Genomic DNA, 14,730 nt, shown 5'->3' on the forward strand with positions numbered 1-14,730 from the left:
TCACTGCCGGGCGGCGATGGGAACGCGAACGCTCCCGGCGATGCGTTCCAGGATCGACGCGATCGCGTCGGCGGTGTTGCGGGCCCGGGCTCCGCCGGCCGATCGCGTGGGGATCAGCCGGTGCGAGAACACGGGGATCAGGAGCGCCGTGATGTCGTCCGGGATGACGAATCCGCGACCGTCGAGCGCGGCCCACACCTTCGCCGCGCGGACGAGCTGGAGCGTGGCACGCGGGCTTGCGCCGAGGCGGAGGTCGGAGTGGGCGCGGGTCGCTCCGGCCAGGGCGACCGCGTAGTCCTCGATCGTGGGTGCGACATGCACGGCACGCGCCCAGGCGATGAGCTCTGCGATCCGCCCCGACGTCGCCACCGGTGCGATCGCGTCCAGCGGGTTCACCGAGTCCCGCTGCCGCAGCATGAGCGCCTCGCTGCGCGGGTCGGGGTAGCCCATCGAGATGCGCATCATGAAGCGATCGCGCTGAGCCTCCGGAAGGGCGTAGGTGCCCTCCATCTCGAGCGGGTTCTGCGTCGCGACGACCAGGAACGGCTCGGGCAGCATGTGCGTGCGGCCGTCGACGGTGACCTGGCCCTCCTCCATCGCCTCGAGGAGCGCGGACTGGGTCTTGGGGGAGGAGCGGTTGATCTCATCGGCGATGACGATGTGCGCGAAAATCGCCCCGGGCTTGAACTCGAACTCGCGGTCCACCGGGTTGAACACGCTCACGCCGGTGACATCGCCCGGAAGCAGATCGGGCGTGAACTGGATGCGGCGCACGGTCGCGTCCACCGAGGCGGCCAGCGCGCGCGCGAGCATCGTCTTGCCGACTCCGGGTACATCCTCGATCAGCAGGTGACCCTCGGCCAGGAGGCACACCAGCGCGCTCCGCACGGCTTCGGGCTTGCCGTCGATGACGCGTCCGACCGAGGCGAGGATGCTGTCCGTGACGCGGGCGAACCCCTCGGCGGTCAATGCGTCCGAAGCACCGGTCGCAGCATCCGTCATTGCCGTATCAGCCAAGAGCGACCCCCCAGAATCGGCGTCCGCAGGCGTCGTCGCCCACCGTTCGATCGTAACCCGCGCTCGCGCGCGATGGGTCTGGGAGATCGCTGTCCGTCGTGGCCGCCGCTCGGATCCCGGATCAGCAGAGCGTGCGCAACTCCTCGGTGCGACGGCATGATGGGCACCATGAGCGACAGCGCCCGACGATCCCGGACCATTCTGATCGCGTTGATCGCGGGTGTCGCCCTGGTCGTCGTGATCGCGCTGATCGCCGTGTTCGCGCGGGGCGGTCCTGCGCAGTACGCGGCGGACACCCCTGAGGGCGTCGTGCAGCGGTATTCGCAGGCCGTCGTCGACGGGGACGTCTCGACCGCCCTCACCTACCTCGTTCCCGAGATCGCGGACACGTGCGACCGGATCCCGGTGGGGACCGACGACATGCGCATCACGCTCCTGGAGACGACCGAGCGAGACGACACGGCCCGCGTGCAGGTGCTCGTCGTCACTGTGTACGGATCCGACCCGCTGGGGTCGAGCGAGTACGAGAGCGAAGAGGTCTTCGAGCTCGTCAGGGCCGGCGGCGACTGGCTGATCGAGACGGTCCCATGGTCGCTCGCGGTCTGCGTCGACGGGGGTGCGCAGTGACGATCCCGGATGGGCCGCAGGCAGACCCCGGCGCCGTGACGCCGGCGGAATCCGGGTCGCCCGGATCGACCGGGCCGGGCTCGCTCGGCCGGGCGCAGACGGTCGTGCGACGGATCATCGTGTTCGTCATCCTGTTCGCGCTGGTCGTCATCGCAGCGATCGGGCTCAGCGGTCTGATCGAGCGGGTGATCGGGGCGGGCAGCGCGCTCATCGTCGACGACTCCGGCCTCGCGAGGTCGCTCGCGTTCACGCTGATCGCGGGGCCGCTGGCCGGGCTGCTGTGGTGGTGGCAACGGCGCCGACTCGCGGATCCGGCCGAGCGCGCGTCGCTCGTGTGGGCGCTCTACCTGACCGCGATGTCGCTCACGTCGCTCATCGTGGCCACCGTCGACCTCGCCTCCGCGGCGGCCGCGGGCATCGACGGGCAGTGGCGCCCGGCCGATGTGGCGACCGGCGTGGTCTGGCTCGGGGTGTGGTTCTGGCATCGGCACATGCGCCGCAGCGCGGCGACCGCACCGACCCGCTTGGTCGGCGTCCCCGATCAGCTCTCGGCGCTGTACGGCCTCGTGGTCGCCGCATCCGGTGCGATCGCGGTGATCGCGCAGCTCGTCTCGCGGGCGCTCATCGATCCCGCCCTCGTGCTCGTGTCCTCCCAGTCCTGGGTGATCAGCGCGCTCCAAGCACTCGCCTGGTGCGCGATCGGCGCGCTCGTGTGGTGGTGGCACTGGTTCCGCGAGCGGGCGAGCCACGCTCCCGGCGCGTTCTCCGCGGTCATCCTGGTCGTCGTGGTCGGTGCGGCGGCGGCGACGACCCTCTTCGCGATCGCGACGATCCTGTTCGCTGTGCTGCGCGTGCTGTTCGACTCGGCTCCGCTCGCCGAGGTGCTCTCGGAACTTGATGTCGCGATCGCGGCGGGACTGATCGGCGCGATCGTGTGGGCATATCACGCGCAGGTGCTCACCGGGAGGTCGGCGCAGGTCCGCAGCGCGGGTCGCCTCGTGGTCTCGGCGATCGCGCTCATCGGGGCGGCGAGCGGATTCGGCGTGGTCGTGAACGCCCTGCTGGCGACGTTCGGCGACACCCTCGTCGACGACGATCCCCGCACCCTGCTGCTCGGCGGCATCAGCGCGCTCGTGGTCGGGGCGCCGACCTGGTGGCTGGCATGGCGGCCGACGCGGGCAGTCGCGGCTGATGAGGCGGCCGATCCCGCGCGCCGGGTGTACCTGGTCGCCGTCTTCGGCGCGAGCGCGATCGTCGCGATCGTCGCGGTGCTGATCATCGGGTACCGGCTCTTCGAGTTCGGGCTGGACGCCGGCGGGGCGAGCGGGCTCGTGGAGCGCATCCGCGCCCCCCTCGGAGTCCTCACCGCGACCGCCGTCGTTTTCGCGTACCACTTCACGATCTGGCGCCGCGATCGCTCCCTCGCCGGCACCATCGCCCGGCGGCAGACGATCGGGCGGCTGATCCTCGTCACGGCAGGGGATGCCGACGGCCTCGCGGGCGCACTGCACACCGAGACCGGCGCCACGGTCAGCGTGTGGCGCTCGGCCGACCCCACGGCGCTCCTGCGCGAGACGGACCTGCCCGCACTGCAGGAGGCGCTCGCCGGCGTCACCGCGCCGCGGGTGCTGGTCATTCCCGAGGCCGGCGGGGGAGTGCGGGTCGTGCCGCTCGCGGACTGACGGAGGCCGTCCCGCGGTGCGGTTAGACTTGTCTCAGCTCTCCGCGAGGCGGCATCCAGGCCAACTCCCCCAGGACGGAAACGTAGCAAGGGTAACCAGGCTCTGCCGGGTTCGCGGAGAGTCTTACTCTTTCCGGCGGCGACGAGGCCGTCAGCGCATGAACGGGCCGTCGATCGCCGCCCATTGCAGGAGCATGATCGTCTTCGCGTCCTGGATCCGCCCGTCGCGGATCATCCCGAGCGATTCGTCGAAGTCCACCTCGATGACGTCGATGTCCTCGCCCTCGTGCTCGAGTCCGCCCCCCACGCCCGTGCGGGACGACGCGTCGTACGGCGCCGCGAAGAAGTGGATCCGCTCGGTGACCGATCCGGGGCTCATGTACACGTCGTACACGTGCCGGAGCTCGCCGATCTGGACACCGGTCTCCTCGGCCGCCTCGCGTCGGATCGCCGTCATCGCGTCGTCGTCGTCGAGGAGCCCGGCGGCGGTCTCGATCAGCATGCCGTCGGGGTGGTCGTTGACGTACACCGGGTAGCGGAACTGGCGGGTCAGCAGCACGGTGTGCAGATCGCGGTTGTACAGCAGCACCGTGGCCCCGTTTCCGCGATCGTAGGTCTCGCGCTGCTGCCGCGACCACGTGCCGTCCTCTGCCCGGTAGTCGAGGGTCGTGCGTCGCAGCACGTGCCAGCCAGCGGCGAGCAGTTCGACATCGACCACGCGCACGCGCGGATTGCGGTCGAGGTCGAGCCCCGTCCGGTGCAGGCCCGTCCGCCCGCGGTGATCGGGGACGTCGGCGCCGGGGGTCGATGCTGCGCGAGGGGAGGATGCCGCGTCGGTCATGGATCGGAGCCTAACGCCGCGGAGCGGCGCGAGTCCCTTTCGGCTCCGCCGAACACCCCGGGCGAGCGAACCGGCGCGGGCCTAGGCTGACCTCGTGGCGCAGAGCATCTTCATCACATCGGCAGAGGGCCATTCGGGTAAGTCGACCGTGGCGCTCGGTGTCCTCGACGCGCTCAGCCATGCGACCCCGCGCGTGGGCGTCTTCCGCGCGATCGCGCGCTCGACGGTCGAGCCCGACTACGTGCTGGAGATGCTGCTCGCCCACGACGGCGTCGACCTCCCGTACGACGAATGCATCGGCGTGACGTACGACGACGTGCGCACCGATCCGGATGCCGCCCTCGCGATGATCGTCGAACGATACAAGGCCGTCGAGGGTCAGTGCGACGCGGTCGTGGTGGTCGGCAGTGACTACACGGATGTCGGCAGCCCGGCTGAACTCGCCTACAACGCCCGGATCGCCGCGAACCTCGGCACGCCGGTGCTGCTCGTCCTCGGCGGACGGTCGACCCACGATGAGACGCAGCCGGAGCTGCTGGGCTCGTCCTCGCCGCGCACAGCGTCGGAGATGGGCCAGATCGCCGATCTCGCGCTCGCCGAGCTCACCCATGGCCGGGCCGAGCTGTTCGCGGTCGTCGCGAACCGTGCGGATCCCGACACCGCGCCGGAGGCGATCGCGGCGATCGAGCACTCGCTGGCCGCGGTGCTGAGCCCGGGGCACGCGAAGGTGCCGGTGTGGGCGATCCCCGAGGATCGCTATCTCGTCGCCCCCTCGATGCGCGGGATCATGCGCTCGGTCGACGGCGAACTGCTCGCCGGCGATCCCGATCGGCTCACGCGTGAGGCGCTCGGGGTGGTGGTGGCCGGCATGTCGATGGTCAACGTCCTTCCGCGTCTTCTCGAAGGGGCGGTCGTCATCATCCCCGCTGATCGCTCGGAGGTGCTGCTCGCGACGCTCCTCGCCAACGCGTCCGGCACATTCCCGTCGATCTCGGGCATCGTGCTCAACGGCGGATTCGATCTGCCCGAACCGATCATGCGGCTGATCGACGGCCTCGGATCCAACGTCCCGATCATCACGACCGACCTGGGGACGTATCAGACGGCCGCCCGCATCATGAGCACGCGCGGTCGCCTCGCCGCGGACTCGCAGCGACGATACGACAGCGCCCTCAGTCTGTTCGAGACGAACGTCGACACCGATGAGCTGCTGCGCTCCTTCGGCGTCGCGCGGCCCACCGTGGTGACTCCGCTCATGTTCCAGTTCCAGCTGATCGAGCGCGCCCGCGCGGAGCGCAAGCGCATCGTGCTGCCCGAGGGAGGCGACGACCGCGTGCTGCGCGCCGCGGCGACCGTGCTCAAGCGCGGGATCGCCGACCTCGTGATCCTGGGCGAGCCGTTCGAGGTGCGCGCACGGGCGATCGAGCTGGGCATCGACATCAAGCACGCGGAGGTGCTCTCGCCGTTCGACCCGGTGCACGTCGCGAAATTCGCCGAGGAGTACGCACGGCTGCGGGCCCACAAAGGGGTCACGCTCGGCCAGGCCGCCGACACCGTCACGGACGCGTCGTACTTCGGCACCCTGATGGTGCACCTGGGCTTCGCCGACGGGATGGTCTCCGGCGCGGCGCACACGACCGCGCAGACGATTCGACCGGCGTTCGAGATCATCAAGACCAAGCCCGGTGTGTCGGTCGTCTCATCGGTGTTCCTCATGGCGCTCGCCGATCGCGTGCTCGTCTACGGCGACTGCGCGGTGATCCCCGACCCGACCTCCGAGCAGCTGGCCGACATCGCGGTCTCGTCGGCGACCACCGCGACGCAGTTCGGCATCGAGCCGCGCATCGCGATGCTCTCGTATTCGACGGGCGAGTCCGGGTCGGGCGCCGAGGTGGAGAAGGTGCGCGAGGCGACGGCTCTGGTGCGCAAGCGTGCACCGCAGCTCCTGGTGGAGGGGCCGATCCAGTACGACGCGGCAGCCGACATCGCCGTCGCCGCGGCGAAGATGCCCGGATCAGAGGTCGCCGGGCGCGCGACGGTGTTCATCTTCCCCGACCTGAACACCGGCAACAACACGTACAAGGCCGTGCAGCGTTCGGCGGGTGCCGTCGCGATCGGACCGGTCCTGCAGGGTCTGAACAGACCGATCAACGACCTGTCACGAGGTGCACTCGTCGATGACATCGTCAACACGATCGCGATCACCGCGATCCAGGCGCAGAGCGAGGGTCCCGCATGAGCGTCGTGCTGGTGGTCAACAGCGGCTCGTCGTCGTTCAAGTACCAGCTGATCGACATGGATACCGAGACCGTGCTCGCGTCGGGCCTCGTCGAGCGGATCGGGGAGGGGAACGGCCGCTCCTCGCACACGGTGTTCGCACCGCCCGCCGACGGGCCGGCCGCGACGTTCACGAACGCGACCTACGAACGCGAGCTGCCGATCCCGGACCACACCGCCGGATTCGCGGTCATGCTCGAGGCGTTCGCGCAGAACGGCCCCTCGCTCGAGGAGCACCCGCCCACGGCGGTCGGGCACCGGGTGGTGCACGGCGGAGCGCGCTTCTTCGAGCCGACGGTGATCACTCCGCTGGTGGAGATGAACATCGACGAGCTGTCCGTGCTCGCGCCCCTGCACAATCCGGCCAACCTCGCCGGCATCGTCGCCGCCAAGGAGGCATTTCCGGACGTGCCGCATGTCGCGGTGTTCGACACGGCGTTCCATCAGACGCTTCCGCGGGCCGCGTACACGTACGCGATCGATTCGGAGCTCGCGGCATCCCATCGCATCCGCCGCTACGGGTTCCACGGCACGTCGCACAAGTTCGTGAGCGAGACGGCCGCCGAGTTCGTCGGCCGGCCGCTGGCCGAGCTGAAGCAGATCGTGTTCCACCTCGGCAACGGCGCATCGGTCACCGCGATCGACGGCGGCCGCTCGGTCGAGACGTCGATGGGCCTCACTCCGCTCGAGGGGCTCGTCATGGGCACGCGCTCGGGCGACATCGACCCCGCCGTGCTGTTCCATCTCGCCCGTCGCGCGAACATGTCGATCGACGACCTCGACGACCTGCTCAACAAGCGCAGCGGGCTCCTCGGCCTGTCGGGGTACTCCGACTACCGCGACATCCGGGCGGCGATCCTGCGCGGCGAGGACGCCGCGATCCTCGCGTTCGAGGTCTACGTGCACCGCCTTCGCGGCTATGCCGGCGCGTACCTCGCCCAACTGGGCGGGGTGGATGTCATCTCCTTCACCGCCGGCGTGGGGGAGAACACCCCCCTGGTGCGAGCTGCCGCGCTCGAGACGCTGGGCTTCGCCGGAGTCGAGATCGACCCGGCCCGCAATGAGTCCGCGGATCGCGGCATCCGGGTGATCTCCGCCGATTCCTCGCGCGTGATCGTCCTGGTCGTGCCGACGAATGAAGAGCTGGAGATCGCCCGCCAGACGCTGCAGGCGGCGGCCTCCTGACCCGTGGATCGCGTCCGGGCGGGTTCCCGCGTCGGACCCCGGCCGACTACGCTTGCATGACGGCGCACCGAGTAGCCGCAGCCCGTCATCCGTCCCTCGCTCTGGAGGTTTCGTGGCCGTCGACGCCCTGCCCGACCTGACCTCGTACGACGCCGTCCTGTTCGACCTGGACGGCGTGCTCACCCCGACCGCGGAAGTGCACATGCACGCGTGGCAGACGATGTTCGAGGAGCTGTTCGCCGCCTGGGACATCCAGCCCCCGTACACCGAGCGCGACTACTTCGACTACCTCGACGGCAAGAAGCGCTACGACGGCGTCGCGAGTCTGCTGCGCAGCCGCGATGTGGAGGTGCACTGGGGCGATCCGTCCGACGACCCGTCCGCCGACACCGTGTGCGGCATCGGCAACCGCAAGAACGCGGTCTTCTCCCGCGTGCTGCGCGCCGAGGGCATCGCGCCGTACCTCGGCTCGGTCGCGCTGCTGGATCAGCTCGATGCGGCCGGCATCCCCGTCGCGGTCGTCTCGAGCTCGAAGAACGCCGAGGAGGTGCTGCGGACCGCCGGCCTGCGCGAGCGGTTCCCGGTCGTGATGGACGGCGTGATCGCCGAGCGGGACCACCTCGCCTCCAAGCCCGCGCCCGACGTATTCGTCGAAGGCGCACGGATGCTGGGGGTCGACCCCGCGCGCAGCGTGGCGGTCGAGGATGCGATCAGCGGCGTGCAGTCCGCCGTGGCCGGTGGGTTCGCCCTCGTGATCGGCGTCGACCGCGGCACCGGCCCCGACGAGCTGCGCAACGCCGGCGCGCACCTCGTCGTCGACGATCTGGCCGAACTGGTCACCCCACCCGCATCCGGCCCGCTGCCCGAACCCGCCACCCCGCAGATCGCCGAGGAGAAGCCCGCATGATGGATCGCGATCGGTTCCCCGTCGACCCCTGGTGCCTCGTCGAGAACAGCTTCTCGCTCGATGACGTCGGGGTCACCGAGACCCTCTTCTCCGTGGGGAACGGCTACCTCGGGCTGCGCGGCAATCAGATCGAGGGCCGGTTCGCGCACGAGCACGGCACCTTCATCAACGGGTTCCACGAGACCTTCCCGATCCGGCACGCCGAGCAGGCCTACGGATTCGCGGAAGTCGGGCAGACGATCATCAACGCGCCCGACGCGAAGATCATGCGCGTCTACGTCGACGACGAGCCGCTGTCGCTGGATGTCGCCGACGCGCGCGAGTACGAGCGCACCCTCGACCTGCGTGCCGGGGTGGTGCGCCGCCGCGTGCGCTGGACCACGCCGTCCGGCAAGGACGTGCTGATCGAGGACGACCGGCTGGTGTCCTTCGAGGAGAAGCACCTCGCGATCCTGCGCCTCGAGGTCACCGTGCTGAACGCGGACGCGCCCGTGACGATCAACTGCCAGGTGCTCAACCGTCAGGACGGCGAGAACGTCTACGGCGGCACGCCGACCGCATCGAAGAAGGCCGGGTTCGACCCGCGCAAGGCCGAGCGCATCCAGGAGCGCGTGCTGCAGCCGGCGGAGTACTGGCAGGACGGCGGGCGCTCCGCCCTGTCCTACCGGGTCACCGAGTCGGGCATGACGCTCGCCGTCGTCGCCGACCACCTGATCGAGACCGAGAACGAGTACAACGCGCGCACCCTCGTAGAGCCGGACATCGCGAAGAACGTCTTCCGCGTCCAGGCCAAGGCCGGGGTGCCGATCCGCGTGACGAAGCTCGTGAGCTACCACACCTCGCGCGGCGTGCCCCCGCGGGAGCTGGTGGATCGCTGCCGACGCACGCTGGACCGCGTCGAGATCGAAGGCGTCGAACGCCAGTACGAGCGGCAGCGCGCGTGGCTCGACGGCTTCTGGGAGCGATCGGACGTGCGCATCAGCGGACACGACGACCTCCAGCAGGCGACGCGCTGGTGCCTGTTCCAGCTGGCTCAGGCCGCGGCTCGCGCCGACGGCCAGGGTGTTCCCGCGAAGGGTGTGACCGGATCCGGCTACAGCGGCCACTACTTCTGGGACACCGAGATCTACGTCCTGCCCTTCCTCGCGTACACGACGCCCCTGTGGGCCCGCAACGCGATCCGGATGCGGTACCTCATGCTCCCGGCGGCGCGGCGGCGCGCCCACCAGCTCAACGAGCACGGCGTGCTGTTCCCATGGCGGACGATCAACGGCGAGGAGGCGTCCGCGTACTACGCGGCCGGAACCGCGCAGTACCACATCAACGCCGACGTGAGCTTCGCCCTCGCGAAGTACGTCCGCGCCACCGGCGACACGGAGTTCCTGTATCGCGAGGGCGTCGACATCGCCGTGGAGACCGCTCGGCTGTGGGCGACGCTCGGCTTCTGGCGGACGAGTGACAGCGACGGCGAGGAGTCCTTCCACATCCACGGCGTCACGGGGCCCGACGAGTACACGACCGTCGTCAACGACAACCTCTTCACGAACGTGATGGCCCGCTTCAACCTGCGCTTCGCCGCCCGCACCGTGCGGGAGATGGCCCAGGACGACCCCGAGGCGTACCGCCTGATGGCCGACCGCCTGCGGCTGGACCCGGCCGAGTCCGAGGGCTGGGAGCGCGCCGCCGAGGCGATGCACATCCCGTTCAGCCCGGCGCTGGGCATTCACCCGCAGGATGCCGTCTTCCTGGAGCGGGAGGTGTGGGATCTCGAGCACACGCCCGCTGATCAGCGGCCGCTGCTGCTGCACTTCCACCCGCTCGTGATCTACCGCTACCAGGTGCTGAAGCAGGCCGATGTGGTGCTCGCGCTGTTCCTGCAGGGGAACCACTTCTCGGACGAGGACAAGCTCGCCGACTTCGAGTACTACGACCCGCTGACCACGGGCGATTCGACGCTGTCAGCCGTGGTGCAGGCGATCCTCGCCGCCGAGGTCGGCTATCAGGACCTCGCGCTGGAGTACTTCCGCGAGTCGATCTTCGTCGACCTCGGAGACCTTCATCACAATGCGTCGGACGGGGTGCATGTGGCGTCGGCCGGCGGCGTCTGGACCGCGCTCGTCTGCGGCTTCGGCGGCATGCGCGACCACTTCGGCGAGCTCACGTTCGACCCGCGGCTGCCCGCGGACTGGCCGGAGCTCGAATTCGCGCTGCACTGGCACGGCACCCCGCTGCAGGTCACCGTGACGAGCACGGAGCTGCGGGTGAAGGCCGGCGAGGGCGACCCGCTCGTCTTCAGCGTCCGAGGCGCGGCCTTCGCGCTCGGTCCGGGCGAGGAGGTCGTCGTCCCGCTGGAGGACCAGGGCCCGGTCATCGCCGGGCGCCCGTCGCTGAAGCAGTTCGCCGACGTGCGCCGCGAAGACGGCACGCTGCTGTCGGCCTCCGTGCCCACGGTGACCTCGACGATCCCGATCATCGGGCCCGGCGCGGACATCGAGCACGGCGCGGACGCGTGAACCGCCCCGTCCGGGTGTCGCACCCACGCCGTAGGCTGGGGGCGTGACGACCGCTCTCTACCGCCGATACCGTCCTGAGACGTTCGGCGAGATGATCGGGCAGTCTCAGGTGACCGAGCCCCTGATGACCGCATTGCGCGGCGACCGGGTGGGTCACGCGTACCTGTTCTCCGGTCCGCGCGGCTGCGGCAAGACGACTTCCGCCCGTGTGCTCGCTCGCTGCCTGAACTGCGCGCAGGGGCCGACCGACGTGCCCTGCGGCGTGTGCGACAGCTGCATCGAGCTCGGCCGCGGCGGCGGCGGATCCCTCGATGTCGTCGAGATCGACGCCGCAAGCCACAACGGCGTCGACGACGCACGCGACCTGCGCGAGCGCGCGGTGTTCGCCCCGGCCCGCGACCGGTTCAAGATCTTCATCCTCGATGAGGCCCACATGGTCACGCCGCAGGGCTTCAACGCCCTGCTCAAGCTCGTCGAGGAGCCGCCCGACCATGTCAAGTTCATCTTCGCCACGACCGAGCCCGAGAAGGTCATCGGCACGATCCGCTCCCGCACGCACCACTATCCGTTCCGGCTGGTGCCGCCCGCGGCGATGCTGGAATACGTCCAGGGCATGTGCGAGGCCGAAGGGGTGACGGTCGAGCCGGGTGTGCTCTCCCTCGTCGTTCGGGCCGGTGGCGGGTCGCCGCGCGACACGCTGTCACTGCTCGACCAGCTGATCGCCGGCTCCGAAGGATCGCTCGTCACGTACGCACGGGCCGTCGCCCTGCTGGGCTACACCCACGCCGAGCTCCTCGACGAGGTGATCGACGCGTTCGGGGCTGCCGATGCCGCTGCTGCGTTCGCCGCCGTCGACCGCGTCGTGCAGACCGGACAGGACCCGCGCCGGTTCGTCGACGACCTGCTCGAGCGCCTGCGCGATCTGATCGTGGTCGCGGCGACCGGCCAGGATGCCGCGGCGGTGCTGCGCGGAGTCCCGGCCGACGAGCTGGCTCGCATGATGCGTCAGGCCGACGTGTTCGGCTCACTCCGCCTGTCTCGCACTGCCGATCTGGTCATCGCGACCCTCGACGAGATGACCGGCGCCACGTCCCCGCGGCTGCAGCTCGAGCTCATGGTCGCCCGCGTGCTCGCGCAGACCGGCGCTGCGGAAACAGCACCTCAGGTCGTGGAGCGAGCGCCGCAGGACGAAACCCCCGCGTCGAAGGCAGCACCACCGGTCGCTGAGCGAGTGCAGCGAGACGAACCCCCCGCGCCGAAGGCATCACCTCCGGTCGCTGAGCGAGTGCAGCGAGACGAACCCTCCGCGCCGAAGGCGGCACCTCAGGTCGTTGAGCGAGCGCAGGGAGAGGAAACGCCACAGCCGTCGAGTCCCGTCACCGTCCAGCACATGCGCGACGCGTGGCCCGAGGTGCTCGGCAGGCTCGAGTCGACCAGCCGGCCTTCCTGGCTCATCGCCTCCGGCGCACGGGTGGCCGACCTGGACGGCGATGTGCTGACCCTGTCGTTCCAGAGCCAGTCCGATGTCGCGCAGTTCAAGAAGCTCTCCGCCGGTGCCGGTCCGAGCGAGGACCTTCGCCAGGCGATCCTGGGCGTGCTCGGCATCCGGGTGAAGTACCTCGCGAAGCACGACGGCGACGCCGCACCGCCCGCGTCACCTCCTTCCGGCACGTCCGCTCCGGAGCCCGCGCCGGTGCGCCAGGCGCCCGCGGGCGCGTTCAGGTCGTCCGCATCCGCGGCGCCGGTCACGGAGTGGGTGGTGGCATCGATTCCGAGCGACGCGGATGCGCCGCCCGCCGACGCGCCCGAGCCGCCGACCGCGGTGGCCCAGTTCGCGGTCGATGACGAGCCCGAAGACGCCGCTGATCCGGCGCGTGCCCACGTCGCCACGCTCGCTCCGCCGCGCGAGGGGGACGTGCTCCCGGCCGGCGACGTCGAGCCGTCGGTCGACCCCGAGGGCGACGACGATGACGAGATGGATGCCGCGACCGAAGCGCCGGTTCCGCCCGTCCTCGCGCCGCGGATGCCGAGCGCGTCGACGCGCCCGGCTGCGGACGGCGCCCAGCGGTACGGCGAGGCCGTGGTGCGTCAGGTGCTCGGTGCGCGTTTCGTGCGCGAAGAGCCGTACGAGCCGCCGACGAGGTTCAGCTAGCCCATGTACGACGGCATCGTCCAAGACCTGATCGACGAGTTCGGGCGGCTTCCGGGCATCGGCCCGAAATCCGCGCAGCGCATCACCTTCCACATCCTGCAGTCCCCGTCCTTCGATGTATCGCGCCTCGCGACGCTGCTCGCCGAGGTGCGCGAGAAGGTCCGCTTCTGCGAGATCTGCGGCAACGTGTCGGAACAGGACCGCTGCGGGATCTGCCGCGACCCACGTCGCAATCCGGCGGTGATCTGCGTGGTCGAGGACGCCAAGGACGTCGCCGCGATCGAGCGCACCCGGGAATTCCGCGGGCTCTACCACGTCCTCGGCGGTGCGATCAGCCCGATCGCCGGCATCGGACCCGAAGACCTCCGCATCACGCAGCTCATGCAGCGCCTCGCCGACGGCACGGTGCAGGAGGTCATCCTCGCGACCAATCCCAACCTCGAGGGCGAGGCGACCGCGACGTATCTCAGCCGCCTGCTCCACACGCTCGAGATCTCGGTGACCCGTCTCGCGTCCGGGCTCCCGGTCGGCGGCGACCTGGAGTACGCCGACGAGGTCACGCTCGGGCGCGCGTTCGAGGGCCGCCGCGCAGTGTGATGATCGCAGCGACACAACGCTTCGGCACACGGGGATGGCTGCTGTTCGCCGCGATGGCGGTGCTGTGGGGCATGCCCTACCTGTTCATCAAGCAGGCCGTCGACTCCTACTCCCCGGCATCCATCGTCGCCGGACGCACGCTCCTGGGCGCCCTGCTCCTGCTGCCGTTCGCGCTGCGTCAGAAGTCGCTGAGACCGGCGTTCGGCAAGATCGGCTGGGTGCTGACGTTCGGCGCGATCGAGATGGCCGGTCCCTTCCTGCTGCTGGGCCACGCCGAGCAGACGCTTCCATCGGGCCTCACCGGACTGCTGGTCGCGACCGTGCCCCTGTTCGCCGCGCTGATCGCCTTCGCCGGCGGCGATCGGGCGGTGCTCAAGCCGGTCCGCATGATCGGCCTCATCGTGGGCTTCGTCGGCGTCGGCATCGTCGTCGCGGGGCCGGGGCTCGCCGCAGGCGGCACGGCCGGCCTGATCGCGATCGGCGAAGTGCTGCTGGTCGCGGTCTGCTACGCGATCGCTCCCTTCATCGTCGCGCGGAAGCTGAACGACGTCCCGGCCCTCGGCACAGTGACCCTCTCCCTGGCCGCGGTCGGCCTCTTCTACCTGCCGATCGCGTTCCTCACCCAGCACGAGGTGCCCACCACGCAGAGCACGGTGTCGCTGATCGCACTGGCTGTGCTGTGCACCGCGGTGGCGTTCATCGTGTTCTTCGCCCTGATCGATCACGTCGGCCCGGCGCGAGCGCCGCTGTTCACCTATGTCAACCCGGTCGTGGCGATCCTGCTCGGCGTGATCATCCTCGACGAGGACGTCACGGTCGGACTGCTGGTCGGCTTCCCACTCGTGATCCTCGGCTGCTGGCTCGCCGCAACGGGCGGCACGGTGCGAACGCGCGAACCTCCCGGTGAGCTGCCGCCGGTCGCCGCCGGCTGAC

11 protein-coding genes and 1 other RNA gene are annotated in these 14,730 nt (G+C 70.1%); 10 read left to right on the forward strand and 2 right to left on the reverse strand.

Annotated features, from left to right (window positions below; genetic code table 11):
• Window positions 1-1,002 carry an AAA family ATPase gene (locus BM349_RS16285; RefSeq protein WP_091708321.1) on the reverse strand — a complete coding sequence of 334 codons (1,002 nt, stop codon included), beginning with the start codon at window positions 1,000-1,002 and terminating at the stop codon, window positions 1-3.
• A 183-nt stretch (window positions 1,003-1,185) separates the two neighbouring features.
• Here BM349_RS16285 and BM349_RS16290 point away from each other — a divergent pair, with 183 nt between their 5' ends.
• The 3 genes from BM349_RS16290 (at window position 1,186) to ffs (ending at window position 3,455) form a co-directional block, all read left to right on the forward strand.
• A complete protein-coding gene (locus tag BM349_RS16290) occupies window positions 1,186-1,644 on the forward strand; it encodes an LpqB family beta-propeller domain-containing protein (protein ID WP_139230953.1) in 459 nt (152 codons plus the stop codon).
• Window positions 1,641-3,326 carry a DUF5671 domain-containing protein gene (locus tag BM349_RS16295; protein ID WP_091708326.1) on the forward strand — a complete coding sequence of 562 codons (1,686 nt, stop codon included), beginning with the start codon at window positions 1,641-1,643 and terminating at the stop codon, window positions 3,324-3,326. Before BM349_RS16290 ends, BM349_RS16295 begins: the two co-directional genes overlap by 4 nt.
• A 32-nt stretch (window positions 3,327-3,358) precedes the next feature.
• An RNA gene (ffs, locus tag BM349_RS16300) (signal recognition particle sRNA small type) lies at window positions 3,359-3,455 on the forward strand.
• Window positions 3,456-3,476: 21 nt separating this feature from the next.
• Here ffs and BM349_RS16305 read toward each other — a convergent pair.
• On the reverse strand, window positions 3,477-4,166 hold the full coding sequence (locus tag BM349_RS16305; protein WP_091708328.1) for an NUDIX domain-containing protein: 690 nt from the start codon (window positions 4,164-4,166) through the stop codon (window positions 3,477-3,479).
• A gap of 94 nt (window positions 4,167-4,260) precedes the next feature.
• Here BM349_RS16305 and pta point away from each other — a divergent pair, with 94 nt between their 5' ends.
• From pta to BM349_RS16340, 7 genes are all read left to right on the forward strand, one after another.
• Window positions 4,261-6,405, forward strand: a complete 2,145-nt coding sequence (gene pta / locus BM349_RS16310) for a phosphate acetyltransferase (protein WP_091708330.1) — start codon at window positions 4,261-4,263, stop codon at window positions 6,403-6,405.
• A complete protein-coding gene (locus BM349_RS16315) occupies window positions 6,402-7,628 on the forward strand; it encodes an acetate/propionate family kinase (RefSeq protein ID WP_091708332.1) in 1,227 nt (408 codons plus the stop codon). The genes pta and BM349_RS16315 overlap by 4 nt, the downstream gene beginning before the upstream one ends.
• Before the next feature lie 112 nt (window positions 7,629-7,740).
• The gene (locus BM349_RS16320; protein ID WP_254773946.1) at window positions 7,741-8,535 is read left to right on the forward strand and encodes an HAD family hydrolase; all 795 of its coding nucleotides are present in this window, start codon (window positions 7,741-7,743) and stop codon (window positions 8,533-8,535) included.
• Window positions 8,532-11,048: a glycoside hydrolase family 65 protein gene (locus BM349_RS16325; protein ID WP_091708337.1), complete on the forward strand. Its 2,517-nt coding sequence runs from the start codon at window positions 8,532-8,534 to the stop codon at window positions 11,046-11,048. Before BM349_RS16320 ends, BM349_RS16325 begins: the two co-directional genes overlap by 4 nt.
• 43 nt (window positions 11,049-11,091) lie before the next feature.
• Window positions 11,092-13,200 (forward strand): DNA polymerase III subunit gamma and tau, encoded by a 2,109-nt coding sequence (locus BM349_RS16330; RefSeq protein ID WP_091708339.1) that lies wholly within the window; start codon window positions 11,092-11,094, stop codon window positions 13,198-13,200.
• A gap of 3 nt (window positions 13,201-13,203) precedes the next feature.
• Complete coding sequence (gene recR / locus BM349_RS16335; RefSeq protein WP_091708340.1) at window positions 13,204-13,797, forward strand: recombination mediator RecR; 594 nt, start codon at window positions 13,204-13,206, stop codon at window positions 13,795-13,797.
• On the forward strand, window positions 13,797-14,729 hold the full coding sequence (locus BM349_RS16340) for a DMT family transporter (RefSeq protein WP_091708342.1): 933 nt from the start codon (window positions 13,797-13,799) through the stop codon (window positions 14,727-14,729). The genes recR and BM349_RS16340 overlap by 1 nt, the downstream gene beginning before the upstream one ends.
• The last annotated feature ends 1 nt before the right edge of the window (window position 14,730 follow it).

It is taken from the genome of Microbacterium sp. cf046 (genome assembly GCF_900114345.1).
GTDB lineage: Bacteria > Actinomycetota > Actinomycetes > Actinomycetales > Microbacteriaceae > Microbacterium.

Excerpts from the sequence above, each read along its gene's own strand:
- BM349_RS16315 (WP_091708332.1), top strand. The coding sequence starts at position 6,402 with ATGAGCGTCGTGCTGGTGGTCAACAGCGGCTCGTCGTCGTTCAAGTAC.
- BM349_RS16285 (WP_091708321.1), bottom strand. The coding sequence starts at position 1,002 with ATGACGGATGCTGCGACCGGTGCTTCGGACGCATTGACCGCCGAGGGG.
- BM349_RS16340 (WP_091708342.1), top strand. The coding sequence starts at position 13,797 with ATGATCGCAGCGACACAACGCTTCGGCACACGGGGATGGCTGCTGTTC.
- BM349_RS16325 (WP_091708337.1), top strand. The coding sequence starts at position 8,532 with ATGATGGATCGCGATCGGTTCCCCGTCGACCCCTGGTGCCTCGTCGAG.
- recR (WP_091708340.1), top strand. The coding sequence starts at position 13,204 with ATGTACGACGGCATCGTCCAAGACCTGATCGACGAGTTCGGGCGGCTT.
- BM349_RS16290 (WP_139230953.1), top strand. The coding sequence starts at position 1,186 with ATGAGCGACAGCGCCCGACGATCCCGGACCATTCTGATCGCGTTGATC.
- BM349_RS16305 (WP_091708328.1), bottom strand. The coding sequence starts at position 4,166 with ATGACCGACGCGGCATCCTCCCCTCGCGCAGCATCGACCCCCGGCGCC.